We start from the raw sequence: 24,429 nt of genomic DNA, 5'->3' as shown, positions 1-24,429 counted from the left end.
GGCTATTTGTCGACCAGATTCAGGATGTTGCCGTCGGGATCCTTGAACCAGGCGACCTTCATGCCTTGGCCGACATGAATGTCGCCTTCGAGCGTCAAGCCGGGCATGTCATAATGCTCGAAAGTGACGCCCTTCGACTTCAGCGACTTGACGATCGGCTCGATCCGGTCGCCGACTGCCCAGGTTACGGCCGTGGCCTTGTTGGTGCCAGCGAACTGCGAATGATAGACATTGATGAGCGTGTCGCCGCTCTTGTAGACGATCAGCTCGCCGCCCATCTCGTCCACCTGGCGGAGACCCAGCGTTCCCTCATAGAAAGCCTTGGCTTTCTCCAGATCCTTCACCGCGAGATTGGCTGTCGCATTGCTGTTTTCGAGCATGACGATCTCCTTCACAGCTTGTCGTGATGGCAAGGCAGATAGCGCGGGCGGCCCGTTTGGCCATGACAAGGTTCGAACGCCGATTGGCAAATTCGACGTCCTCCGTCGCTTTCGGGGGCACACTGGGCGAGCCATTGCGCCACGGCTTGGTTCTGGCGGGAAACTGCACTATCTGGAACGCCAAAGCCCCGAGGAAAGATCATGACCGTCACCAAGGAATCCGTCATCGAGCGCCTGAAGACGGTGAACGGGCCGGACTTCACCGGCAACATCGTCGACCTGGGCATGGTCTCGGAGATCTTCATCGCCGATTCCAAAGTGTTCTTCTCCATCACCGTTCCCGCCGCCCGTGCCCAGGAGCTGGAGCCGCTGCGCGCCGCGGCCGAGCGCGCGGTGAAGGCCATTCCCGGCGTCGCCAGCGCGGTCGTTGCGCTCACGGCCGAGAAGAAGGGCGGCGGCATGGAAGCGCCTGTGCCGCCGCGTCCGGCAGCACCGAGACCCGCGACCCCGCAGCCGGCGCAGCGTCCCGCGCCGCAGGCGCCCGCATCGCACAGCCATGGCAGGCGCGGCGTGCCCGGCATCGATGCCATCATCGCGGTCGCCTCGGGCAAGGGCGGCGTCGGCAAGTCGACCACCGCGGTCAACCTCGCGCTCGGCCTCGCCGCCAACGGCTTGAAGGTCGGCGTGCTCGACGCCGACATCTACGGGCCGTCGATGCCCAGATTGCTCAACATCCATGGCCGGCCGCAGACCGTCGACGGCAAGATCCTGAAGCCGATGCAGAACTATGGGCTGAAGGTCATGTCCATGGGCTTCCTTGTCGATGAAGAGACGCCGATGATCTGGCGCGGCCCGATGGTGATGTCGGCGCTGACGCAGATGCTGCGTGAGGTCGAATGGGGCGCGCTCGACGTGCTGGTGGTCGATATGCCGCCCGGCACCGGCGACGCCCAGCTCACCATGGCGCAGCAGGTGCCGCTCGCGGGTGCCGTCATCGTCTCGACGCCGCAGGACCTGGCGCTGATCGATGCCCGCAAGGGCCTCAACATGTTCAAGAAGGTCGACGTGCCGCTGCTCGGCATCGTCGAGAACATGAGCTACTTCCTCGCGCCCGACACCGGCAAGCGCTACGACATTTTCGGCCATGGCGGCGCGCGCCGCGAGGCCGAGCGCCTTGGCGTCACCTTCCTCGGCGAGGTGCCGCTGGAGATGGGCATTCGCGAAAGCTCGGACGCCGGCGCGCCGGTCGTCGCCTCCAAGCCGGAGGGCGCCGAGGCGAAGATCTATCGCGACATCGCCTTGAAGGTCTGGGATCGGGTCCGGGAAGAGCGCGGCGCGGCCGAAGCCGCGGTGCCCAGCATCGTGTTCGAATAACCCCTTTTCCCTAAGGGGTCAGGCGCCGACCTTCTCCCCGAATGTCGAGAAGAACTGCCCCGCCAATTTCTTCGATGTCGACTGGATCAGCCGGCTGCCGAGCTGCGCGATCTTGCCGCCGACCTCGGCCTTGGCGGCGTATTTGAGCACCGTCGCATCCGGCCCGTCCTCGGTCAGCGTCACATCGGCGCCGCCCTTGGCAAAGCCGGCAATGCCGCCCTTGCCTTCGCCCTGGATGGTGTAGGAATGCGGCGGCTTGAGGTTCTTGAGCGTCACTTCGCCGTTGAAGGTCGCCTTGATCGGCCCGATCTTCAGCACCACGGTCGCCGCCATCTCGGTGTCTGAGCGCTTTTCCAGGCTCTGGCAGCCCGGAATGGCTTCCTTCAGGATCTCCGGGTCATTGAGGGCTTCCCATACTTTCTTGACGGGTGCGGCGATCCGCTCCTCGCCTTCGATCACCAAAGCCATCAAAACCTCCCCGATTTACTGATGCCGATTGGTCGTAGCGCGCGGGCCGCGACAAGTCTATCGCACCAAAGTCCGGGTCCGGGCAGCGTCTGCCTCTTGCTTGCGCTCGCGCGTTGTCCTATCGATTTGTCATACAAATACGGAGACCACCATGGCAGGCGCCCCCACTAAGAAAAAGAAGTTTCGCTCGCAGGAGTGGTTCGACAACCCCGACAATCCGGGCATGACGGCGCTCTATCTCGAGCGTTATCTGAACTATGGCCTGACCCGCGCCGAGCTGATGTCGGGCAAGCCGCTGATCGGCATCGCGCAGACCGGGTCCGATCTCTCGCCCTGCAACCGCCACCACCTCGAGCTCGCCAAGCGCGTGCGCGAGGGCATTGTCTCGATGGGCGGCATCCCCTTCGAGTTCCCGTGCCATCCGATCCAGGAGACTGGCAAGCGCCCCACGGCCGCGCTCGACCGCAACCTTGCCTATCTGAGCCTCGTCGAGGTGCTTTACGGCTATCCGCTCGACGGCGTCGTGCTCACCATCGGCTGCGACAAGACCACGCCGGCGCTGCTGATGGCGGCGGCCACCGTCAACATTCCGGCCATCGCATTGTCGGTTGGCCCGATGCTCAATGGCTGGCACAAGGGCAAGCGCACCGGCTCCGGCACCATCGTCTGGGAATCGCGCCAGCGCCTGTCGGCCGGTGAGATCGACTATGACGAGTTCATGGATATCGTCGCCTCCTCGGCGCCGTCGACCGGTTATTGCAACACCATGGGCACCGCCACCACGATGAACTCGCTGGCCGAGGCGCTCGGCATGCAACTCCCCGGTTCGGCCGCCATCCCCGCCCCTTATCGCGAGCGCGGCCAGATCGCCTACGAGACGGGCAAGCGCATCGTCGACATGGTGCATGAGGACCTGAAGCCGTCCGACATCATGACGCGCCAGGCCTTCGAGAACGCCATCGTCGTCAATTCGGCGATCGGCGGCTCCACCAATGCGCCGATCCACCTGAACGCGATTGCCCGCCATCTCGGCGTGCCGCTCGACAATGACGACTGGCAGAAGATCGGCCTCAACGTGCCGCTGCTCGTCAACCTGCAGCCGACCGGCGAATATCTCGGCGAAGACTATCACCACGCCGGCGGCGTGCCGGCGGTCGTCGCCGAACTGATGAAGGGCGGCCTGCTGCCCCATCCCGACGCCATCACCGTCAACGGCAAGTCGATGGGCGATAATTGCCGGGATGCCCTCAACGAGAACCACGAGGTCATCCGCAGCGCCGACAAGCCGCTCAAGGCCAATGCCGGCTTCATCAATCTCAAGGGCAATCTGTTCGATTCCGCCATCATGAAGACCAGCGGCATCTCGCCCGAGTTCCGTGAGCGTTATCTCTCTAATCCGAACGATCCGGAGGCTTTCGAGGGCAACGCCATGGTCTTCGATGGGCCGGAGGATTATCACGCCCGTATCGACGATCCGGCGCAGGGTATCGACGAGCATACGATCCTGTTCATGCGCGGCGCCGGCCCGGTCGGCTATCCGGGCGGTGCCGAGGTGGTCAACATGCAGCCGCCGGCCTACCTCATCAAGAAGGGCATCCATTCGCTGGCCTGCATCGGCGACGGCCGCCAGTCCGGCACGTCCGGCTCGCCGTCGATCCTCAACGCTTCGCCGGAGGCTGCGATCGGCGGCGGCCTTGCGCTGCTCAAGACCGGCGACCGCGTCCGCATCGACCTGAAGAAGGGCACGGCCAACATTCTCGTCAGCGACGAGGAGATCGCCAAGCGGCGCGCCGCGCTGCAAGGCAATGGCGGCTATCACTATCCCAAGCACCAGACGCCGTGGCAGGAGATTCAGCGCGGCATGGTCGACCAGTTCTCGGCCGGCATGGTGCTGAAGCCGGCTGTGAAGTACCAGGACGTCGCGCATACCAGCGGCGTGCCGCGCGACAATCACTGAACTTTTAGTCGGCTAAATCTTGAGGGCGGCCTCGCCATCGGCGGGCCGCCCTTTTTCGTGCCCTTGTCTCGGCCACGCTCAGCCCACAGATAAGGTCGAACTCGGCAGCCTCGCGAAGGGGAGATCATCTGTGGCGAAACGGCGCTCTTCCCTTGGGTTCCTCGGCATGTTTGGCCGCTCGAGCGACCTGCGCCAGCTCGACGACGCGTTGCGCAAGGCCGACCTGCATCCGGCCCTGGTCCCGGAAGGCGTGAAACTCACCATCGTCAATCTGATGAACGACCGCTGGCCGGACGAGCCGCCGCCTGACGCGTATACCTCGGTGGCGCAGCTTTGCGGCTATTGCGTCGCCGGGCCGGACGTGTTCGAGCAGGCCAATGGTCCTGAACTGACCTTGGCGGTCGAGCGCCGCATCGAGGCGGCGCTGGAGGCCGGCGACAGTTTCGACGCGCGGATCGTGCTGATGACGCTGCACGCCAAGCTGATCAACGCCGAGGTGGTCGTGCGTTATGCGCTGAGCGTCGAGTAGATCAACCACCCATGCCGCTGCGCGGCAACTTGATCATCTCGCCGAAGCGGGCGCGCAATTTGTCGTCGAGCAGGCGCGAGACATGGCGCGGGAAACGCTCGGCAAGCACGCGCTTCTTCTCCGCAATTGCCCGCGACAGGATATCGGGCCGGCCCTTTTCGTTCCATTCCTTGGGCGAGAAACGGTCGCCGACGGCGGGATAGAAATACTCGGTCTGCATCAGTTTCAGCGTCTGGTCGTTGCCGAGATAGTGGCCGGGGCCCTTGAGGCAGACCTCGGCTATGGTGTCGATCGACAGTGCGTCGTCGGTCACCTCGATGCCGCGCACGCAGCGCAGGCAGTGGCCAAGCATGTCGTTGTCGATGATCAGGCTTTCCAGGCAGAAGCCGAGCAGTGAGGCATGCATGCCGGCCGATTCATAGACCAGGTTCAAGCCGGACAGTCCCGCCATGACATTGGTGATGCCCTTCTCGTAACCGGCCTGGATGTCGGGCAGCTTGGAGTCCGACATGCCGGCGGCCGAGCCGCCGGGCAGGTCGTAATATTGCGCCATCTGCGCGCAGGCCGCGGTCAGCACCGCCTGCTCGGCCGAGCCGCCGGACATGGCGCCGGTCCTGAGATCGGAGACGAACGGCCAGGTGCCGAAGATCGCCGGATGTCCGGGCTTGATTGCGTTGACATAGACCAGGCCCATCAGCACTTCCGCCACCGCCTGCACGACCGCGCCGGCAATCGCCGCGGGTGCCGTGGCGCCGGCCTGGCCGGCGGAGAGCAGCAGGATCGGAATGCCGCCTTCGACGCAGGCTTCGAGCACGCCGCAGGCGTCCTCGGCGAACTTCATCGGCGGCACGACGAAGCAGTTCGAGTTTGAGACGAACGGCCGCGCCCGGAAATTCTCCTCGCCGCCGGCGATCGCATAGAGCATCTCCAGCGCCGGCTTGACGTTCTCACGCACGGTGAACGAGGTGCCGACATGCTTCGACGTCCCCATCACACAGGCGTAGAGCGTGTTGAAATCCATATCGAGCGGGTCGGGAATGTCGCGCGGCACCATGGTGCGCTGGAAGAAATGGATGTTGTCCAGCCCGTCGACGAGACGGGCGGCGTCATAGAGATCCTGCAGCAGCGATTCGCGGTATTCGCGCTTCTCGACATCGACCAGATGCACCGCCGCGCCCGCCGTGCCGTAATGCACGCGTTTGCCCTGGATCACCATGTCGTGCTTGGGATCCTGGCCGTAGAGGGTGAAGTTGCGCGCCGCCCTTTTGATCGTGTCCAGCACCAGCGCGCGCGGCAGCCGGATGCGGCCGTCGTCGCCATAGATGCCGCCGACCCGGGTCAGCGCTTCGATGCAGGACGGGATGGCATTGGCGAAGCCGACCGTCTCCAGGAGCGTCAGCACCGCTTCGTGGATGCGTTCCTGGTCGGCCTGGCTCAATGGCCCGTAGCTGCCGCCTTCAAGCCCCGCCCGCACCGGGCGGATGTCGTCGGCCAAGGGTGCTGCCCGCATCGCGCGGCGCGCTTCGCGCCCGCCGGAACGCCGCGAACGCTGGTCCGACGACGTTTCCTGCTTCTCGAGAGCCACTGACATGGAAGCACTCCACTTTTTGTCTTTATCCGCGAGGCGGGACACGGGTGGTTGGTCCACCATCGGCCTGCCTCGTCCCCTTCTGGCCCCGACTATGCTGCCGGCATTGGCACAGCATATGGGCCAGCCGATTCCGTCGAATATGCCAGGGTTCTAAAACGACAAGGATGCGCCAAAACAAAAAGAGCCGGCGCGGCGCCGGCTCTTTTTTAAAGTCCATGGCAATCAGGCGGCCGCGGGCCTGCGGCCGGCGGCGGTGGCAAGCTCGCGGATGCCCGGCTCGATATGCTGCAGCGAGATCGAGGAGATGCCCAAGCGCATGAAACGCGAAGGCTTTTCGCTGCGGTCGAAGAACCGGTCGCCAGGTTCTATGATGACGCTGCGCGAAGCAGCGGCTTCGGCCAGGCCGCGGGAATCGGTGCCGCGCGGCCCTTCCAGCCAGAGCGACGTGCCGCCCGCCGAGTCGGTCGAGCGCCATTCTGGCAGGAAAGCGGAAATCGCATGGACCAGCCGCTTGCGCCGCTCGTCGAAGGCGGCGGAAAGCCTGCGCACCAGCGCTTCGTGATGGCCGAGCGACAGGAACAGCGCGACGGCGCGCTGGTTGTTCGCCGGCGGGTGCCTGAGCATGAAGCGGCGCAGCGCACGAAGCTCGGCGATCAGCCCCGCCGAGGCGACGATGTAGCCGAGCCTCAGCCCCGGAGCCAGCGTCTTCGACATCGAGCCGACATAGATGACGCGGCCAGAGCGGTCGAGGCTCTTCAGCGCCTGCTGCGGCGCCTCGTCGAGCAGCTGGCTGTCATAGCCGTCCTCGATGATGATCTGGTTGTTGCGGTTGGCGCGCGCCAGAAGGTCCTGCCGGCGTTCCGCCGACAGCGGCACCATGGTCGGGCAATGGTGGCTCGGCGTGACGAAGACGAAGCCCGAATCGCTGGGGATCGACGAGGTGACGATGCCCTGCTGGTCGACCGGAACCGGCTGGATATCGGCGCCGGCCAGCCGGAAGATCGAGCGTGCATCCGGATAACCTGGATCCTCCATCGCCACTTTCGAGCCCTTGGTCATCAAGAGCGAGGCGAGCATATAGAGCGCGTTCTGCGCCCCCAGCGTCACGATGATCTCGTCCGGATTGGCGAAGATGCCGCGGCGCGGCAGGAGCCTGGCCTGGATCTGCTCGATCAACAGCGGATCGTCGCGATCCACCATGTCGGACGCCCAGTTGCGGATCTCGAGCACGGCCAGCGCCATGCGGTTGCACTCGCGCCATTCGGCGGTCGGGAACAGCGCCGGGTCGAACTGGCCGTAGACGAACGGGTAGGAGGACTTGATCCAGTTGTCGTGCTTGGCCGGCGGCGGCATGTCGCTGGCGGCGATCTGCCGGCGCGCCTTCCAGTCGATCTCGTTCTGCTGGTCGGGCGCCTTCTGGTGTGGCTTGGCCGGGGTGGCCAGCACATCCGGATTGACGAAATGGCCGCGCCGTTCGCGCGCCACCAGAAAGCCCTGGTCGACCAGCTGCTGGAAGGCGAGCACCACCGTTCCGCGGGCAACGCCAAGTTTTTCCGCCAGAATCCGGCAGGACGGCAGTGGCATCGAGGCGGCGATCTGTCGGTCGAGAATAGCCGCGACGATCGCCTGGCGTATCTGCGCCTGGAGGGTTTGGCCGGATTCAGCCGAAATCCGGAAGAGGCCGGACCATATGGCCGTGTCATTGCGCTGTGGCATGGGGAATCTTCCTCGGATGGCCAGCTGTTTTCACTTGGCTGGACCAGTGGAGTGTATGGGTGGCATAAGGGGTTGCGCCAATCAATTTTTCTGATCGCTGGGATTTATGCCAGTGATCTATTGGCCGCGCAGGCGGTCCATCTACCGGTCGGTAAAAACAATGCTGCAATGCATCATAAAAGCGTGATGCACTGCGGCAAAGCCGCGCTTGAATGAAATGGAAATAGGCTCAATAGAATGATGCGAAAATGACGCGACGACACGCGCCGGAAACATCCGGCCTGTTAAGATAAATCTAAAAACCCGCCAGGAGCCCGTCAGTGGATCAGTCATCTTTCGACAAGCAACTTGCCGCCCTGCGTGATCAGCGCGCGGCGGCCAAGGGTACGATGCGCGAGGCCTTCGCCGCCGATCCCAAGCGCTTCGAGACGTTCTCCGCCACCGACGGCGACCTCCTCCTCGACTGGTCGAAATGCGCGGTCGACGCAAATACCATGACGATGCTGGAGAAGCTCGCCGGCGCCGCCGATCTCGCGGGACGACGCGCCGCGATGTTCGAAGGCAAGAAGATCAACATTACCGAGAATCGCGCCGTGCTGCACACCGCGCTGCGCAACTTGACCGGCAAGAGCGTCGTGGTCGACGGCCAGGACACCAAGGCCGATGTGATTGCCGTGCTCGACGCCATGGGCGCCTTCGCCGACGCCATCCGCTCCGGCAAGGCCGCGGGCGCCACCGGCAAGAAGATCACCGACATCGTCAACATCGGCATCGGCGGTTCGGACCTCGGCCCGGCGATGGTGACGCTGGCGCTGGCGCCCTACCATGACGGGCCGCGCGCGCACTACGTCTCCAATGTCGACGGCGCCCATATCCATGACACGCTGAAGGGCCTTTCCGCCGAGACGACCCTGTTCATCGTCGCCTCCAAGACCTTCACCACCGTCGAGACGATGACGAATGCTGAGACTGCGCGCCAATGGGTGGAGAAGGCGCTGGGCGAGCAAGCGATCGGCAAGCATTTCGCCGCCGTCTCGACCGCGCTCGACCTGGTGGCGAAGTTCGGCATCGAACAGGACCGTGTCTTCGGCTTCTGGGACTGGGTCGGCGGCCGCTACTCGGTCTGGAGCGCCATCGGCCTGCCGGTGATGATCGCCGTCGGCCCGCGCAACTTCCGCGCCTTCCTCGACGGCGCGCATGAGATGGACGAGCATTTCCGTACCGCGCCGATGCAAAAGAACCTGCCGGTGCTGCTGGGGCTGATCGGCTGGTGGCACCGGGTCGTCTGCAAATATCCGGCCCGCGCCGTCATCCCCTACGACCAGCGCCTGTCGCGCCTGCCGGCCTATCTGCAGCAGCTCGACATGGAATCGAACGGCAAGAGCGTCACGCTGGACGGCACCGCGGTCGCCACGCCGACCGGCCCGCTGGTCTGGGGCGAACCCGGCACCAACGGCCAGCACGCCTTCTTCCAGCTGCTGCATCAGGGCACCGACTTCATACCGGTCGAATTCCTCGCCGCGGCGATAGGTCATGAGCCCGAGTTGAAGCACCAGCACGACCTTCTGCTAGCCAATGTCTTGGCGCAGTCGGAGGCCTTGATGAAGGGTCGCACGCTGGAAGAGGCGCGCGCGCAGATGCTGGCCAAGGGCATGAAGCCGGCCGATGTCGACCGCATCGCGCCGCACCGCGTCTTCTCGGGCAACCGCCCCTCTCTGACCATTCTTTACAGGAAACTCGATCCGCGCACGCTGGGGCGGCTTATCGCACTTTATGAACATCGCGTCTTCGTCGAGGGCACGCTGTTCAACATCAATTCCTTTGACCAATGGGGGGTCGAGCTCGGCAAGGAACTGGCGACGGGCCTGCTGCCTGTCGTTGAGGGCAAGGAGACTGCCGCAAACCGCGACGCCTCGACTGCCGGTCTGGTGGGACACATCCACCAATTGCGCGGCGCGGAGTAACAGGATTGGCAGACATCAAGGGAATTCTCTTCGACAAGGACGGCACGCTTGTCGATTTCAACGCAACCTGGCTCGGCATCGCCGACTTCATGGCCATGGACGCTGCCGAGGGCGACCGCTGGAAGGCCGACAGGCTGCTCGCCGCCGCCGGCTTCGACTTCGCCACCAAGCGCTTCAAGCCCGATTCGATCTTTGCGTCCGGCTCGAACATGGATGTCGTTGAGCTCTGGTTCCCGCGCCTGTCTAACGAGGATCAGCTGCTCGCCGTTTCCCGCTTCAACGAGATCACCTCGGTGCAGGGCTCCTCGATGGCGGTGGCGCTTCCCGGCGTTATCGATTCGCTGCGGGCGCTGCACAACCGATCCTACCGCATGGGCGTCGCCACCAATGACTCCACCAGCGGCGCCGAGAAGACGCTCGCCACGCTCGGTGTCGCGCAGCTCTTCGACGCCGCCTTCGGCTATGATGCGGTGGCCAACCCGAAGCCAGCGCCGGACACCGTCATTGCCTTCTGCGATCTGACCGGGCTGAGACCCGGCGAGATCGCCATGGTCGGCGACAACCGCCACGACCTCGAAATGGCGCGCGCCGGCGGCTGCGGCCTGGCGGTGGGCGTCCTTTCCGGCACCGGCACGCGCGACTCGCTGGCGCCGATGGCCGATGTCATCCTGGACTCGGTCGCCGACTTGCCGGATTTTCTTGCCGCGCGGGTGAACGTGCCGGCCGGCTAACCGGGTTCGGCCACAAGCGCGAACACCGCGCTCGGCTTCGGCTCGCCGCCGCCGTTTCCGCCGACGTCTGGCACCTGGTATTCGCCGAGCAGGCAGAGCCGCGACCTCGGCAGCCATGCGCGGCCGGGATCGCCGACCAGCACATCGATGCCGGCGGCCAGGCAGCGGTCGAGGAAAGGCATCATCCGCTGTCCCACATCCTGCGCGTAAAAGACATCGCCCGCGAGCACCAGCTCGACCTCCGGCGGCGGACCGCCGGTGACATCCCCCTCGAATATCTGGATGGCGACGCCATTGGCTTGCGCGTTGAGGCCCAGCGCCACGATCCCGTTGCGGTCGACCTCCGCCGCGATCACAGCGCGCGCTCCGGCTCTCGCCGCCGCGATACCGACCAGCCCCGAGCCGGCGCCGAGATCGAGCACGCGTTTGCCGGCCACGATCGACGGACGGTCCAGCACATAGCGGGCCAGCACCGCGCCGCCGGCCCAGGCATAGGCCCAGTAGGGCGGCTGTGGCTCCGTCTCGCCTTCGCCGCCATCGTCCGGTTCGAGCAGCCGCCGCAGGCCGCTGCCGGGATGCGCCATATAGAGACGGACCTCCGGCAGCGCGGGTACCGGCGCCAGCCGCATGTTCGCCTTGATGAATTCCGCCGGATCGAGCGCTTTCGCGGGCTCTCGCCTCAGGTTGGCCGTGCTATCGCTCAAGCCTGGTCCCGCAGCGCGCGACGCAGGATCTTGCCGACCGGCGTCTTCGGCAGTTCGGTGCGGAACTCGATGTATCTCGGCCGCTTGTAGCCGGTCAGGTTCTCGCGGCAATAAGCCATCAGCGCCTCGACGGTGAGCGCCGGATCCTTCCTGACCACGAACAATTTAGGCACTTCGCCGGAATGCTCGTCCGGCACGCCGACCGCTGCCGCTTCCATCACGCCGGGGTGATGCGCCACCACTTCTTCCAGTTCGTTGGGATAGACGTTGAAGCCGGAGACCAGGATCATGTCCTTCTTGCGGTCGACGATCTTGGTGTAGCCGCGTTCGTCCATGAAGCCCATGTCGCCGGATTTGAAGAAGCCGTCCTTGGTCATCACCTTGGCGGTCTCGTCGGGCCGGTTCCAGTAGCCGGCCATCACCTGCGGACCGCGGATGCAGATCTCGCCCACCTCGCCGAGCGGCACGTTGTTGCCGTCATCGTCGCGGATGGCGATCTCGGTCGAGGGCAGCGGCAAGCCGATCGTGCCGGTGAAGTCGCTGGAGCTGAATTTGTTGGCGGTGGCCACCGGCGATGTTTCGGAAAGCCCGTAGCCTTCGCTGACCGGGCAGCCGGTCAGCGCCTTCCAGCGTTCGGCGACGCCCTTCTGCACCGCCATGCCGCCGCCCAGCGTCAGGATCAGCGGCTTGAAGTCCAGCTGGCGGAACTCCTCATTGTTGAGCAGCGCGTTGAACAGCGTGTTGAGGCCGGGGAAGATGTGCATCGGGTATTTCGCCAGCTCCTTGACGAAGCCCGGAATGTCGCGCGGGTTGGGGATCAGCACGTTCTGCGCGCCCTGTTGCATGCCCATCAGCGCGTTCACCGTCAGCGCGAAGATATGGTAGAGCGGCAGCGCGCAGATGAAGTTGAGATGCGCCGGCTTGGGCTTCACCGCATAGGCGTCCTCCACCCACAGCGAATTCTGCGCCACGTTCGAAAGCACGTTGCGATGCAGCAGCACAGCGCCCTTCGAGACGCCGGTGGTTCCCCCCGTATATTGCAGGAAGGCGATGTCGTCGCTGGAGACCGTCGGCGGCTTGAAGGCGATGGTCGCGCCGGTCTTGAGCACGGCGTTGAACTTGACATGGCCGGGCAGCGACCATGCCGGCACCATCTTCTTCACCCGCCGCACGACGAGGTTGACGATGGCGCCCTTGAGGCCGCCGAGCATGTCGCCCATCGACGCGACGATGACATGCTTGACCGGCGTCCTGGCGATGACCGCCTGCAGCGTGCCGGCGAAGTTCTCGAGGATGACGATCGCCTGCGCACCGGAATCCTTCAACTGGTGTTCCAGTTCGCGCGGCGTGTAGAGCGGGTTGATATTCACCACCGTGTAGCCGGCGCGAAGCACCGCCATCATCGCGACCGGATATTGCAGCACATTCGGCATCATGAGCGCCACGCGCGCGCCCTTCTCCAGGCCTCTCGCCTGCAGATAGGCGCCGAACGCGGCCGACAGCCGCTCGAGCTCGGCGTAGGTGATCGACTTGCCCATGCACACGAAGGCCGGCCGCCCGGCGAATTGCTTGCAGGCGCCGACCAGGAACTCGCCGATGGACTTGTAGGGCAGGGCGCCGATCTCGGCCGGCATGTTCTTCGGATAGCTTTTCAGCCACGGTTTTTCCGGCAGGCCGGCCGTGAGTTCGGTGATCGCCTTCGGCAAGCCCTTCGAGGCAGGCTTGGCGGTGGCCGGCTTGTCAACTTTCGCGGCTGCGGCCTTGGTCTTTGCGGCTGCGGGTTTGGCGGCGGCAGGCTTTGCTGCTTTGGCGGGCGCTGCCTTGGCGGCCGTCTTCGGCTTCGATGCGGCGGCAGACTTGGCAGCCTTGGGCGTATTGCTTTCCGCGGCGGCCTTATCTCTTTTTTTCGCCGGGGCTGTCGTCTTGGCTGCTTTTGCCACCTGTCTCTCCCTGTCGCGTTCGATCTGGGCGCCCGCTTCCGCAAGAAGCGTCCTCCACGCCGGTCCGGATTTTCCGGGAAATCCCGCCCACCATCTATGTATTGCCTCTATCCGCGACCGTGCAAGCCTTGCCCCAGCGGCAATGCGAGGAAAGATTTGCCGTCGAATCCAGCTCTCCACGGCCTTCCTGGAGGGCAGGCGGACATCCAGCAGCGCCTCTCACAGGCTCGTTTCCCGGGACAGCCGATCAATAAAAAAATCCCGTCGTTAATAATGTTGTGAGGAGAAAATAATGCTCATTCTTTCTATCGCCGGAGCATAATCCGGATTCTTTTCCTGCTTCCCGTGGGGTACGCATACGAGGTGTTCCAAAGGCGAAGAAACGGTGCTTATATGCGCCCTTCGCGAGCCTGATAGAGGGGCTTGAGAGAACATCAGGGAGTGCTCAATGAAAAAGACAATGACTTTTGCAGCCGCGTTGCTGGCTGCAAGCGTCCTCGGCGGCGTGGCCAGTGCCAAGACGCTCGTTTATTGCTCGGAAGCGTCGCCGGCCAATTTCGATCCGGGTACGACGACCGGCGGCAACGACTTCGACGCGTCCTCGCGCACCGTCTATTCGCGACTGGTCGAATTCAAGCATGGCGGCACCGAAGTCGAGCCGGGTCTTGCCGACAAGTGGGAAATTTCCGACGATGGCCTGGTCTACACTTTCCACCTGCATCCGGGTGTGAAGTTCCAGACCACCGACTATTTCAAGCCGACGCGCGACCTCAACGCCGATGACGTCGTCTTCTCCTTCGATCGCCAGTTCAACAAGGAGAATCCTTGGAACGGCGACAAGTATCTGCCGAACCTCACCTGGGACTACTACACCGGCATGGACATGCCGAAATATGTCGCCAAGTGGGAGAAGGTCGACGACCTCACCGTCAAGCTGACGCTGACCGAGCCGAATGCGCCGATGCTGGCCAATCTCGGCATGGATTTCGCCTCGATCGTGTCGAAGGAATATGCCGACCAGCTGCAGAAGGACGGCAAGATGGCCGACTTCTCGACCAAGCCGATCGGCACCGGTCCGTTCCAGTTCGTCGACTACCAGCTGGATTCGGTCATCCGCTACGCGGCCAACCCGGATTACTTCAAGGGCAAGGAAAAGATCGACGATCTCGTCTTCGCCATCACGCCTGACGCCACCGCCCGCATCCAGAAGGTGCTGGCTGGCGAATGCGACGTTGCGCCCTATCCGAACCCGGCCGACATCGGCACCATCAAGGCCAACAAGGACGTGACCTTGATGGATCAGGCCGGCCTGAACATCGGCTATATGAGCTACAACACCACGATCCCGCCGCTCGACAAGCCGGAGGTGCGCCATGCGCTCAACCAGGCGATCGACCGGGAAGCGCTGATCAAGTCGCTGTTCCAGGATGCCGGCGCCACGCCCGCCGAAAACCTGATCCCGCCGACCATGTGGTCGTGGAACAAGGATGTGAAGACCGACGCCTACAATCCGGATGAGGCCAAGAAGGTGCTCGAGGCTGCCGGGCTGAAGGAAATCCAGCTCTGGGCTTCCGACCGCGTCCGCCCGTATAACCCGAACTTCCAGCGCGCCGCGGAGCTGATCCAGGCCGACTGGGCCAAGGTCGGCGTCAAGGCTGAAATCGTCAACTACGAGTGGACCAAGTATCGCGCCGAAGGCAAGAAGAAGGACCGTCCCGGTGCCTTCCAGATCGGCTGGACCGGCGACAATGGCGATCCGGACAATTTCTTCGCCACCCTGTTCGCCTGCTCGGCCATCGGCGTCTCGAACTACTCCAGCTGGTGCGACAAGGACTTCGAGGACCTGATCCAGAAGGCCAAGAAGACCAGCGACCAGGCCGAGCGCACCAAGCTCTACGAGCAGGCGCAGGTGATCTTCGCCAAGGAGGCTCCGGCTTTCCTGCTCGCCCACAGCCAGGTCTACGCGGTTGTTCGTAATAATGTCAGCGGCTTCAAGATGGACCCGCTCGGCATTCATCGCTTCGACGGCGTTGACAAGGCCGAATAATATTGCGAACGGGGCGGCGCAACTTTGGCGCCGCCCCCTTCAATTCGACGATGCTCCGATATCTTCTCAACAAAATCGCCCTCCTGATCCCGACCCTCGTCGGCATCACCATCTGCGCCTTCGCCTTCGTCCGGCTGCTGCCCGGCGATCCGATCCTGGCCATGGCCGGCGAGCATGGCGTCGCCCCCGCCCGCTACGAAGAGCTCAAGCAACAGTTCGGCTTCGATCTGCCGATCTGGGAGCAGTACGCGCGCTATGTCGGTGAGGTCGCCACCGGCGATTTCGGTGTCTCCATCTCGTCCAAGCGCCCGGTGCTCGAGGAGTTCAAGACGCTCTTCCCGGCAACGCTGGAACTGTCCTTCTTCGCCATGATCTTCGCCATGGTGCTCGGCATTCCGGCCGGCATCTTCGCGGCCGTCAAGCGTGGCTCGTGGTTCGATCAATCGCTGATGGGCACGGCGCTCGTCGGCTATTCCATGCCGATTTTCTGGTGGGGCCTGCTGCTGATCATCTTTTTCTCCGGTTATCTTGGCTGGACACCAGTCAACGGCCGCATCGACCTGCAGTACTTCTTCAAGCCGATCACCGGCTTCATGACCATCGACACTTTGATCTACGGCAAGTGGGCTGCATTCCGCTCGGTATTGCGCCATCTGGTGCTGCCGACAATTGTGCTCGGCACCATTCCGCTGGCTGTGATAGCGCGCCAAACGCGCTCGGCCATGCTCGAGGTGCTGAGCGAGGACTATGTACGGACTGCCCGCGCCAAAGGCCTCTCGTCGGCCCGGGTTATCGGTGTGCATGCGCTGCGCAATGCACTCATCCCGGTGGTCACCACTATCGGCCTGCAGGTTAGTACGCTGCTCGCCGGCGCCATCCTTACCGAAACGATCTTCTCGTGGCCCGGCATCGGCAGGTGGATGGTCGAATCCATATCCAAGCGCGACTATGTCGTCGTGCAGTCAGGTCTGCTTTTGATCGCGCTGATCGTCATGGCGGTGAACCTCATCGTCGATGTGCTCTATGCCGTCATCAACCCACGCATCAGGGCGGCGTAAATGAGCCAGACCGAAATCGCCCCGATGGCCGCCGGCAGCCCGGATCGCCTCACCGGCCTCAAGACCTTCTGGCACTATTTCTCGGTGAACCGCGGCGCGGTCATCGGCCTGTTCGTCTTCATCCTCTTGGTGCTGGCCGCGCTGTTCGCGCCACTGCTCGCGCCCTATGCGCCCGACATCCAGGACAAGACCGCGTTTCTGCGGCCGCCGGCATGGCAGGAGGGCGGCTCGACGCAATATCTGCTCGGCACCGATCCGGTTGGCCGCGACATCCTCTCGCGCCTGCTCTATGGCGCGCGCTTCTCGCTGCTGATCGGCGCGGTCGTCGTCACGCTGGCGCTCATCGGCGGCATCACGCTCGGCCTGCTCGCGGGCTATTTCCGCGGCTGGGTCGACGTGGCGATCATGCGCGTCATGGACCTGATCCTGGCCTTCCCGTCGTTGCTGCTGGCGCTGGTTCTGGTCACCATCCTCGGCCCCGGCCTATTCAACGCCATGCTGGCGATCGCGCTGGTGCTGCAGCCGCATTTCGCCCGCCTGGTGCGCGCCGCCGTCATGGCCGAGAAAAGCCGCGAATATGTCGTTGCGGCGAAGGTCGCCGGCGCTGGCCATCTCAGGCTGATGCTCGGCACCATCCTGCCCAACTGCCTGGCGCCGCTGATCGTCCAGGGCACGCTATCCTTCTCCAATGCCATCCTGGAGGCCGCCGCGCTCGGCTTCCTCGGCCTCGGCGCCCAGCCGCCGACGCCGGAATGGGGCACCATGCTCGCCTCGGCGCGCGAGTTCATCCTGCGCGCCTGGTGGGTGGTCACCTTCCCGGGTCTCGCCATCCTCATCACCGTGCTTGCCATCAACCTGATCGGCGACGGCCTGCGCGATGCGCTCGATCCCAAGCTCAGGAGGTCGTGATGGCGCTGCTCGACATCCAGAACCTCGTCGTCGAATTCCAGACCGCTTCCGGCCCGTTCCGCGCCGTCGACGGCGTCTCGCTCCATGTCGACGAGCGCGAGGTGCTCGCCATCGTCGGCGAATCCGGCTCCGGCAAATCGGTGTCGATGCTGGCCGTGATGGGGCTCCTGCCATGGACAGCCACCGTCACCGCCGACCGCATGACCTTCAACGGCCGCGACCTGTTGAAGATCAGCCCGGCCGACCGCCGCAAGATCATCGGCAAGGACATCGCCATGATCTTCCAGGAGCCGATCGCCAGCCTCAATCCCTGCTTCACCGTCGGCTTCCAGATCGAGGAAGTGCTGCGCTTCCACATGGGCATGGACAAGGCCCAGCGCCGGGCGCGCGCCATCGAGCTTTTCAAGCAGGTCGGCATCCCCGATCCGGCCGACCGGCTCAACTCCTTCCCGCATCAGATGTCGGGCGGCCAATGCCAGCGCGTCATGATCGCCATGGCAATCGCCTGCAATCCGAAGCTCTTGATCGCCGACGAGCCGACCACCGCGCTCGACGTCACCATCCAGAAGCAGATCCTCGATCTGCTGGTCTCGCTGCAGGCCAAATACGGCATGGGCCTGATCATGATCACCCACAATATGGGCGTGGTGGCCGAGACCGCCGACCGCGTCATCGTCCAGTACAAGGGCCGCAAGATGGAAGAGGCCGACGTGCTGTCGCTCTTTGAATCGCCGAAGAGCAACTACACGCGCGCGCTGCTTTCGGCGCTGCCGGAAAACGCCGTCGGCGACCGGCTGCCGACCGTGACCGACATGCTGTTCGAGGCCGCACCCTCCGGAGCCGGCGCATGACCAATGTCGTCGAGGGCAAGGACATCAAGCGCGACTACCATGTCGGCGGCGGCCTGTTCCGCGGCGCGCGCACCGTGCATGCGGTGAAGGGCGTTTCCTTCAGCGTCGAGAAGGGCAAGACGCTGGCGATCGTCGGCGAGTCCGGCTGCGGCAAGTCCACGCTCGCTCGCATCATCACGCTGATCGATCCGGCCACCTCCGGCGAGCTCTTCATCGATGGCAACAAGGTCGATATCGCCAGGGACGGGCTCACCAAGGAAATGCGCCGCAAGGTGCAGATCGTCTTCCAGAACCCTTATGGCTCGCTCAACCCGCGCCAGAAGATCGGCGACGTTCTCGGCGAGCCGCTCTTGATCAACACGGACAAGCCGGCCGAGGAACGGCGCGACCTGGCGATGAAGATGCTGAAGAAGGTTGGGCTGGGACCTGAGCATTACAACCGCTACCCGCACATGTTCTCGGGTGGCCAGCGCCAGCGCATCGCCATTGCCCGCGCGCTGATGCTGAACCCGAGCCTGTTGGTGCTGGACGAGCCGGTCTCGGCGCTCGACCTGTCCGTGCAGGCGCAGGTGCTCAACCTGCTGGCCGACCTGCAGGACGAGTTCCAACTGACCTATGTCTTCATCAGCCATGACCTCTCGGTGGTGCGCTACATCGCCGACGACGTGATGGTCATGTATTTCGGCGAAGCCGTCGAATACGGTCCGCGCGACGAGGTCTTCTCCAACCCCAAGCATGCCTACACCAAGACGCTGTTCGCCGCGACCCCGCGCGCCGACATCGCGAGCATCAAGGCGAGATTGGCGAAGAAGAAGGCGGCCTGACCGGGAACGTCGCGCCCCTACCTCCCCCTTGTGGGGAGGTCGGACTGAAGGTCCGGGTGGGGGTAAGCGCCGGACTTACCGCAACTTCACTACGACAACTTCGAGATGATCGCGCGCAGCGCCTCGCCGAATTTGTGCACTTCTTCCACCGTGTTGTAATGCACGAGCGAGGCGCGGATCGCGCCGCTGTCCATCGACAGGTTGAGCCGCTTCATCAGCCGCGGCGCGTACATGTGGCCGTCGCGGATGCCGATCTGCATCGCGGCCATTTCCTCGACGATCCGTTGCGGTGACAGCTTGCCGATGTTGAAGCAGAAGGTCGGCACGCGCTCGTTGATGCGCGCCTCGTCGGCAACGCCGTAGATGGTCGCGCCGCAATCCTTCAACACCTTCATCATCTCGCGCGCCAGCATCAGCTCGTAGCCGCGGATGGCGTTCATGCCGGCCACGATGTTGTCGCGGCGCGAGCGGTTGTTCTCGGGCAGCAAGTTGCGGCCGATCGATTCCAGGTAGCGCACCGCCGCGTCCATGCCCGACACGTTCTCGTAGATGAAGGTGCCCGCCTCGACCTTGTAGGGCGGTTCGTCCGGAATGAAATCCTCGCGGAAGGTCGGCAGCCGCTTCAGCGTGTCGAAGCGGCCCCAGAGAAAACCCATATGCGGCGAGAAATTCTTGTAGCCGGAGCAGACGAGGTAGTCGCAGTCCCAGGCCTGCACGTCCATCAGGCCGTGCGGTCCGTAATGCACGCAGTCAAGGAACACTTCGGCGCCTGCCGCATGCGCGATCCTGGCCACCGAAGCGACATCAACGATCGAGCCGATCGAATGCGCCGTCACCGTGCAGGCGACGAGGCGGGTGCGCTCCGAGACCAGCGGCTCGAGGTCGTCGACATGCAGGTTACCGTCCTCGCGCATGCGCCACCATTTGAACTTGGCGCCGGCTGATTCCAGCGCCAGCCAGGTGGCTATGTTGGCATCGTGATCCATGTCGGTGACGATGATCTCGTCGCGTTCTGAAAGCATCTGGCCGATGCCGAGGCTGACCAGGCGGATGAACGAGGTGGCGTTCATGCCGAAGCAGATTTCGGACGGGCTGTAGGCGTTGATCAGGAGCGCCACGCTCTCGCGCGCCGTCGCGACCGATTGGTCGACGGTGACGCTGCGCCCATAGCGGCCGCCGCGCTGCACATTGTGCGCCACCAGATGGTTGGTCACCGCATCGAGCACGCTTTGCGGGATCTGAGCGCCCGCGGCATTGTCCATGAAGATGAAGTCGCCGGCCCGCTGCAAGGCGGGGAACATGGCCCGGATCTTGTCAACCGGGAACGCGGCGGCGTTGGTGGTGTCGGTTTGGTGCTTATTCACGGGACGCTCCTGCGAAGGGCTTGGACGGGGACGGTATCGATGGCGGTCAGCGCGCTTTCTCATCCTTGAAGCGGCGCTCGAGCAGGCTGACGAGGCGGACCATCGGCCAGAGGAAGATGAGATAAACAAGCGCGGCGCCGATCAGCGGCGAGGGGTTGGCGTAGAGCGATTGCGCGTTGGTCGCTTCCTTCAGAAGTTCCGGCAGCGCCACCGTCGAGGCAAGCGAGGTATCCTTGAACATCGAGACGCAGTTGCTGGTCATCGGCGGGATGACGACGCGGATCGCCTGCGGCAGCACCACTTTGCGCAAGGTGAGCATGAAGGGCAGGCCGAGCGCCTGCGCCGCCTCGAACTGGCCCTTGGGAATGCTTTCGATGCCGGAGCGGAACACCTCGGCCGAATAGGCCGACATGATGATGGCGAATGCGGTCACGGCCGACGCCCATGACGACAGGCGGATGCCTAGGAAGGGCAGCGCGTAGTAGATCAGGATCAGCACCACCAGCACCGGCAGGGCGCGGAAGATGTCGGTGTAGCCGATGGCCAGCCACCGCAGCGGCTTTGGTGCGTAGAGCCGCACCAGGCTGATCGCCAGCCCCACCGCGATGCCGATGACGATGCTCATGATCCCGAGCAGCAGCGTGTTGAGGAAGCCTCGCAGCAGCGCCGGCAGGCTCGACGCAATGACCTCGGGATTGAAGAAAGTGTCGATCAGCGACATGGGAGCATTCCCGGACCGTGTTGCGTCATGCGATGCCCTGACAGGACCCGGACGATCGAAATCGGATTGGCCGAAAGCATGGTGTTCCGGGGACGTCACGCATCAAACAAGACGTGCCGGCCTTTGGAGCCGGCACGTCGCTCGTTTTGCCGGTGGCCGCTCAGGCCTTGGGCAGCGGCATTTCCTTGACCGTGGAGGAATCTGCCGGCGCGTCGCTGCCGAACCACTTCTTATGGATCGCGGCCAGCGTCCCGTCCTTCTTCATCGCCGTCAGCGCGTCGTTGAGCTTGCCGAGCAGCGGATGATCCTTGCTCATCATCAAGCCGTACTGCTCGCCGGTCTTGATGCGTTCCTTGACCACGAGGTCCTTCATCTTCTGGAACGAGTACTGCATGCCAGGGATGTCGCTGACGGCGGCATCGACGCGGCCGGCGCTGAGATCGAGCAACAGGTTCTGCTGCGTGTCGTAACCCTTCACGTCGCTGAAGCCGTCGGCTGCCTGATGGTCCTTGACCCAGGTTTCGCCGGTCGAGCCGGAGAGCACGCCGACAACCTTGCCCTTGAGATCGGCTTCCTTGCTGATCGCGCTGTCGGTCTTGGTGGCGATGCCCATGTCGGAGTCATAGTAGGGCTGGCTGAAGGAAAGCGTTTTCAACCGCTCCGGTGTGATGGTGATCGAGGAGATCGCGACATCGATGCGGTTGGAACTGACAGCCGCGAACAGCGCCTGGAAACCGAGATCGGCGATATCGGTGGTCATGCCGATACGCTTGGCCGCTTCGTTGACGATGTCGACCTCGAAACCCTCGAAAGTGCCGCTCTCGTTCTTGTATTCGAAAGGCGGATTGGTCGGATAGGCGCCGACATTGAGCACATCGGCGGCATAGGCGGTGGCGGGGCCGGCGGCGATGCCGATGGCGGCGGCCATGAGAAGCAGGTTGCGACGCGTAAAGCTCATTTGGTTTTCCCTCTGGGTCTTCCCTCTGTTGTCGATCGGGCGGGGCTCGCCCCGCACGGTTTGTTGCCGTCCCACCTCCCAGCGGGGCGTCAATTCATGGCGGCGACCATGCGCTCCAGCGCAGTCGCAATCTGGTCGCGGTCCCGGCAGACACACATGCGCAGGAATGCTGCCGCCGAATTTCCAAACAGGTGACCGGGCGCCAGTCCGACGCGCGCGGTCTCCAGGATCCTGGCGCAGACCTGTCGCGCATCGGCTTCGCCTTCCATGGCGAAGAATGCGTACATGCCGCCGCGCGGCTTGGTCGGCAGGATGATGCCTGGAATTTGCGCCAGCCTGTCATAGGCGAGGTCGAGGCCAGTCCTGATCCTCTGCCTGATTTCTTCGACCAGCGGCTCGCCCTGGCGGATCGCCGCCACGGCGCCGGCTTGGATCGGCGCGGCCGTGCCGCTGTTGATATATTGCGTCATGGCGCCGAGCTGGTCGGCCACGCCCGATGGATGCGTCAGCCAGCCGATGCGCCAACCGGTCATCGCCCAGGCTTTCGAAAAACTGTTGACCGACAGCACCCGGTCGCCGTCCTCGGCGATCTGCAGGATCGAGGGCGCGACGTCGCCGTCGAAATAGAGCCGGCCATAGACCTCGTCGGAAATGATCCAGATGCCGGTGCGCCGGCTGAAATCGAGCAGCGCCTGCATCTCCTCGCGCGACGCGGTCCAGCCGGTGGGGTTGGACGGTGTCGACAGGAAGATGGCGCGGGTGCGCGCGTCGCAAGTGGCGAACAGCCGATCGAGATCGAGCCGCCAGTCATCCTTGAAGTCGAGCGAGAACGGCCGCGGCTCGCCGCCGATCAGGTGAATGGCGTTGTGGATGCTGGGCCATTGCGGCGCGACATAGACGACATTGGTGCCGGTATCGACCAGCAGTTCCAGGGCAAGATACAGCGCCTGCATGCCGCCCGGCGTTACCGTGGTGCGTGCGATCGGGATCGGGCGGCCATGGATGCGCGTCTGGTATTCCGACAGCGCTTCATTCAGCGGGCCATGCCCGCGCATGTTGGGCACGTAGAAGGTCAGGCCTTCGTCGAAGGCCGCCTTTGCCGCGTCGCGGATGAAGGCCGGCGTCACCACGTCGCCTTCGCCGTACCAGAGCGCAATGACATCGCCGAGTTCCCGCGCGCGGACCGCGAGGTTGGCGATGTTTTCCGTGTGCAGGTCACGTATCTGGGCACGCACGCCGTCGAAGGCGTAGCGCGCGCTGGACGATGTCTGGGGCAACACAAACGACAAGGACTGAAACCCCTCCCACCCGGAGCACGACGGTGGACTGACTGGAAAGTCCCTCTGCCACCGCAGCCGCTATCAAGGATGCTATCCAAAGCGCCGCGTATTTCAAGGCAAAAGTTTTAAGCTTAAAAAGTTTGGCGCCCCTGTTGCCCCACCGATACGCCTCGGATCGCGCCCGTTTTACGCCAGTTCATCGCGCGTGGCGGCAAAATTGGCCGCCGCGCCGGCGCCAAGAAACATCGTGTCGCTGGCCAGCACGAAGAAGCTCGCGCCGAGGGCGGCCCATCGGCCGACATTCTGCGGGCTGGCGCAGAATATGCCGGCGGTCCTGCCATGCCGAACCGTCGCGCGGATGATCGTCCCGATGGCTTCGGACAGCCTGTCCGCGCCTGCCGGGCCGATCGCGTCGATCGATACCGAAAGATCGCCGGGGCCGACGAAGATCAGGTCGACACCGTCGACGGCCGCGATTGCTTCGATGTTGGCGAGACCTTCCGCTGTCTCAACCTGGACCGCGACGACGATCCGCTCATTGGCGGCGGCCAGATATTCGGGAATGCGATAGCCATATCCGGCGGCCCGTCCCGGACCGACGCCGCGTTCGCCCAGCGGCGGATAGCGCGAGGCCTTGACGGCCATCGCTGCCTGCTCTGCGGTCGAGACACGCGGCACGAGCACGCCCTGCGCGCCGCTGTCCAGCGCCGCCTGGATGGCTTCAGGCGCATGGCCGGGAACGCGCACCATGGCCGGCACGCGATGCATGTCGGCCGCCCGCACCATGGCTTCGATCGTCTCGCGGGAGATCTGCGCGTGCTCCCAGTCGATGCAGAGGAAATCGAGCCCGGAGGATGCCATCACCTCGACGGCGACCGGATGCGGAATGGCGGCAAAGGACCCGACGAGGTTGGTCTTGCCGATGCATTTCTGGCGGAACTCGCTCATGCCGATCCCCTTTTCATGTTGCCCAATCCATATCCGCAAAAGGCGGCGAGGCGAAGCTATTTCAGGCTTGAAATATTTTCACGCCGGCCTAGCGTGTGGCGTCCCGCCCGGGAGT

At 64.1% G+C, this 24,429-nt stretch carries 21 protein-coding genes; 10 read left to right on the top strand and 11 right to left on the bottom strand.

Annotated features, from left to right (window positions below; all coding sequences use genetic code 11):
* Positions 1-2: 2 nt before the first annotated feature.
* A complete protein-coding gene (locus EN852_RS17785; protein ID WP_127876243.1) occupies positions 3-380 on the bottom strand; it encodes a VOC family protein in 378 nt (125 codons plus the stop codon).
* A gap of 201 nt (positions 381-581) precedes the next feature.
* On the opposite strand from EN852_RS17785, the gene EN852_RS17780 reads away from it, so the two are divergent.
* On the top strand, positions 582-1,754 hold the full coding sequence (locus EN852_RS17780) for an Mrp/NBP35 family ATP-binding protein (protein WP_127876242.1): 1,173 nt from the start codon (positions 582-584) through the stop codon (positions 1,752-1,754).
* A gap of 18 nt (positions 1,755-1,772) precedes the next feature.
* Here EN852_RS17780 and EN852_RS17775 read toward each other — a convergent pair whose 3' ends face one another.
* Positions 1,773-2,222 carry a carbon monoxide dehydrogenase subunit G gene (locus EN852_RS17775; RefSeq protein WP_127876241.1) on the bottom strand — a complete coding sequence of 150 codons (450 nt, stop codon included), beginning with the start codon at positions 2,220-2,222 and terminating at the stop codon, positions 1,773-1,775.
* A 151-nt stretch (positions 2,223-2,373) separates the two neighbouring features.
* Here EN852_RS17775 and EN852_RS17770 point away from each other — a divergent pair, with 151 nt between their 5' ends.
* Together EN852_RS17770 and EN852_RS17765 are read left to right on the top strand one after the other, a co-directional pair.
* The gene (locus EN852_RS17770) at positions 2,374-4,179 is read left to right on the top strand and encodes an IlvD/Edd family dehydratase (protein ID WP_127866405.1); all 1,806 of its coding nucleotides are present in this window, start codon (positions 2,374-2,376) and stop codon (positions 4,177-4,179) included.
* Between the two features lie 130 nt (positions 4,180-4,309).
* Positions 4,310-4,708 (top strand): hypothetical protein, encoded by a 399-nt coding sequence (locus tag EN852_RS17765; RefSeq protein ID WP_127876240.1) that lies wholly within the window; start codon positions 4,310-4,312, stop codon positions 4,706-4,708.
* Position 4,709: 1 nt separating this feature from the next.
* Here EN852_RS17765 and EN852_RS17760 read toward each other — a convergent pair whose 3' ends face one another.
* Together EN852_RS17760 and EN852_RS17755 are read right to left on the bottom strand one after the other, a co-directional pair.
* Positions 4,710-6,299: a trimethylamine methyltransferase family protein gene (locus EN852_RS17760; RefSeq protein WP_127876239.1), complete on the bottom strand. Its 1,590-nt coding sequence runs from the start codon at positions 6,297-6,299 to the stop codon at positions 4,710-4,712.
* 222 nt (positions 6,300-6,521) lie between these two features.
* Positions 6,522-8,015 carry a PLP-dependent aminotransferase family protein gene (locus EN852_RS17755; protein WP_112128115.1) on the bottom strand — a complete coding sequence of 498 codons (1,494 nt, stop codon included), beginning with the start codon at positions 8,013-8,015 and terminating at the stop codon, positions 6,522-6,524.
* Between the two features lie 320 nt (positions 8,016-8,335).
* Here EN852_RS17755 and pgi point away from each other — a divergent pair, with 320 nt between their 5' ends.
* Complete coding sequence (gene pgi / locus EN852_RS17750) at positions 8,336-9,979, top strand: glucose-6-phosphate isomerase (protein WP_127876238.1); 1,644 nt, start codon at positions 8,336-8,338, stop codon at positions 9,977-9,979.
* Positions 9,980-9,984: 5 nt separating this feature from the next.
* Positions 9,985-10,710 carry an HAD family hydrolase gene (locus EN852_RS17745; RefSeq protein WP_127866401.1) on the top strand — a complete coding sequence of 242 codons (726 nt, stop codon included), beginning with the start codon at positions 9,985-9,987 and terminating at the stop codon, positions 10,708-10,710.
* Here EN852_RS17745 and EN852_RS17740 read toward each other — a convergent pair.
* Together EN852_RS17740 and EN852_RS17735 are read right to left on the bottom strand one after the other, a co-directional pair.
* Positions 10,707-11,339 carry a 50S ribosomal protein L11 methyltransferase gene (locus EN852_RS17740; RefSeq protein ID WP_127876404.1) on the bottom strand — a complete coding sequence of 211 codons (633 nt, stop codon included), beginning with the start codon at positions 11,337-11,339 and terminating at the stop codon, positions 10,707-10,709. The two genes, EN852_RS17745 and EN852_RS17740, sit on opposite strands and share 4 nt — an antisense overlap.
* 71 nt (positions 11,340-11,410) lie before the next feature.
* A complete protein-coding gene (locus EN852_RS17735; RefSeq protein ID WP_127876237.1) occupies positions 11,411-13,354 on the bottom strand; it encodes a long-chain fatty acid--CoA ligase in 1,944 nt (647 codons plus the stop codon).
* Positions 13,355-13,802: 448 nt separating this feature from the next.
* On the opposite strand from EN852_RS17735, the gene EN852_RS17730 reads away from it, so the two are divergent.
* The 5 genes from EN852_RS17730 to EN852_RS17710 are packed head-to-tail and all read left to right on the top strand — an operon-like array spanning position 13,803 to position 19,043.
* Entirely contained in the window at positions 13,803-15,401 is a 1,599-nt protein-coding gene (locus EN852_RS17730; protein ID WP_127876236.1) for an ABC transporter substrate-binding protein, read from the top strand.
* 50 nt (positions 15,402-15,451) lie between these two features.
* Positions 15,452-16,459, top strand: coding sequence for an ABC transporter permease subunit (locus EN852_RS17725; protein WP_127866398.1), 1,008 nt, complete (start codon positions 15,452-15,454; stop codon positions 16,457-16,459).
* Positions 16,460-17,368, top strand: a complete 909-nt coding sequence (locus EN852_RS17720; RefSeq protein WP_127876235.1) for an ABC transporter permease subunit — start codon at positions 16,460-16,462, stop codon at positions 17,366-17,368.
* Positions 17,368-18,219, top strand: coding sequence for an ABC transporter ATP-binding protein (locus EN852_RS17715; protein ID WP_073989469.1), 852 nt, complete (start codon positions 17,368-17,370; stop codon positions 18,217-18,219). Before EN852_RS17720 ends, EN852_RS17715 begins: the two co-directional genes overlap by 1 nt.
* Positions 18,216-19,043, top strand: coding sequence for a dipeptide ABC transporter ATP-binding protein (locus tag EN852_RS17710; protein ID WP_127876234.1), 828 nt, complete (start codon positions 18,216-18,218; stop codon positions 19,041-19,043). Before EN852_RS17715 ends, EN852_RS17710 begins: the two co-directional genes overlap by 4 nt.
* 89 nt (positions 19,044-19,132) lie before the next feature.
* Here the strand turns inward: EN852_RS17710 and EN852_RS17705 are convergent, their stop codons facing one another.
* The 5 genes from EN852_RS17705 to EN852_RS17685 form a co-directional block, all read right to left on the bottom strand.
* The gene (locus EN852_RS17705) at positions 19,133-20,407 is read right to left on the bottom strand and encodes a cysteine desulfurase-like protein (protein ID WP_127876233.1); all 1,275 of its coding nucleotides are present in this window, start codon (positions 20,405-20,407) and stop codon (positions 19,133-19,135) included.
* Between the two features lie 46 nt (positions 20,408-20,453).
* Complete coding sequence (locus EN852_RS17700; protein ID WP_095817790.1) at positions 20,454-21,128, bottom strand: amino acid ABC transporter permease; 675 nt, start codon at positions 21,126-21,128, stop codon at positions 20,454-20,456.
* A 160-nt stretch (positions 21,129-21,288) separates the two neighbouring features.
* Entirely contained in the window at positions 21,289-22,086 is a 798-nt protein-coding gene (locus EN852_RS17695) for an ABC transporter substrate-binding protein (RefSeq protein ID WP_127876232.1), read from the bottom strand.
* A gap of 89 nt (positions 22,087-22,175) precedes the next feature.
* Positions 22,176-23,366, bottom strand: coding sequence for a pyridoxal phosphate-dependent aminotransferase (locus tag EN852_RS17690; protein ID WP_246694324.1), 1,191 nt, complete (start codon positions 23,364-23,366; stop codon positions 22,176-22,178).
* 186 nt (positions 23,367-23,552) lie between these two features.
* Positions 23,553-24,314 carry an HpcH/HpaI aldolase/citrate lyase family protein gene (locus EN852_RS17685; protein WP_127876230.1) on the bottom strand — a complete coding sequence of 254 codons (762 nt, stop codon included), beginning with the start codon at positions 24,312-24,314 and terminating at the stop codon, positions 23,553-23,555.
* Positions 24,315-24,429 lie beyond the last annotated feature (115 nt).

It is taken from the genome of Mesorhizobium sp. M2E.F.Ca.ET.209.01.1.1 (assembly GCF_004010375.2).
Classification (GTDB): domain Bacteria; phylum Pseudomonadota; class Alphaproteobacteria; order Rhizobiales; family Rhizobiaceae; genus Mesorhizobium.
The sequence above is the reverse complement of the archived record's forward strand: the minus strand, read 5'-3'. Positions and strand labels throughout refer to the sequence as shown.

Coding starts and splice junctions, on each gene's coding strand:
- EN852_RS17710 (WP_127876234.1), top strand. CDS start 18,216: ATGACCAATGTCGTCGAGGGCAAGGACATCAAGCGCGACTACCATGTC.
- EN852_RS17760 (WP_127876239.1), bottom strand. CDS start 6,299: ATGTCAGTGGCTCTCGAGAAGCAGGAAACGTCGTCGGACCAGCGTTCG.
- EN852_RS17755 (WP_112128115.1), bottom strand. CDS start 8,015: ATGCCACAGCGCAATGACACGGCCATATGGTCCGGCCTCTTCCGGATT.
- EN852_RS17775 (WP_127876241.1), bottom strand. CDS start 2,222: ATGGCTTTGGTGATCGAAGGCGAGGAGCGGATCGCCGCACCCGTCAAG.
- EN852_RS17785 (WP_127876243.1), bottom strand. CDS start 380: ATGCTCGAAAACAGCAATGCGACAGCCAATCTCGCGGTGAAGGATCTG.
- EN852_RS17720 (WP_127876235.1), top strand. CDS start 16,460: ATGAGCCAGACCGAAATCGCCCCGATGGCCGCCGGCAGCCCGGATCGC.
- EN852_RS17715 (WP_073989469.1), top strand. CDS start 17,368: ATGGCGCTGCTCGACATCCAGAACCTCGTCGTCGAATTCCAGACCGCT.
- EN852_RS17685 (WP_127876230.1), bottom strand. CDS start 24,314: ATGAGCGAGTTCCGCCAGAAATGCATCGGCAAGACCAACCTCGTCGGG.
- EN852_RS17740 (WP_127876404.1), bottom strand. CDS start 11,339: ATGCGGCTGGCGCCGGTACCCGCGCTGCCGGAGGTCCGTCTCTATATG.
- EN852_RS17700 (WP_095817790.1), bottom strand. CDS start 21,128: ATGTCGCTGATCGACACTTTCTTCAATCCCGAGGTCATTGCGTCGAGC.
- EN852_RS17695 (WP_127876232.1), bottom strand. CDS start 22,086: ATGAGCTTTACGCGTCGCAACCTGCTTCTCATGGCCGCCGCCATCGGC.
- EN852_RS17770 (WP_127866405.1), top strand. CDS start 2,374: ATGGCAGGCGCCCCCACTAAGAAAAAGAAGTTTCGCTCGCAGGAGTGG.
- EN852_RS17780 (WP_127876242.1), top strand. CDS start 582: ATGACCGTCACCAAGGAATCCGTCATCGAGCGCCTGAAGACGGTGAAC.
- EN852_RS17725 (WP_127866398.1), top strand. CDS start 15,452: ATGCTCCGATATCTTCTCAACAAAATCGCCCTCCTGATCCCGACCCTC.
- EN852_RS17730 (WP_127876236.1), top strand. CDS start 13,803: ATGAAAAAGACAATGACTTTTGCAGCCGCGTTGCTGGCTGCAAGCGTC.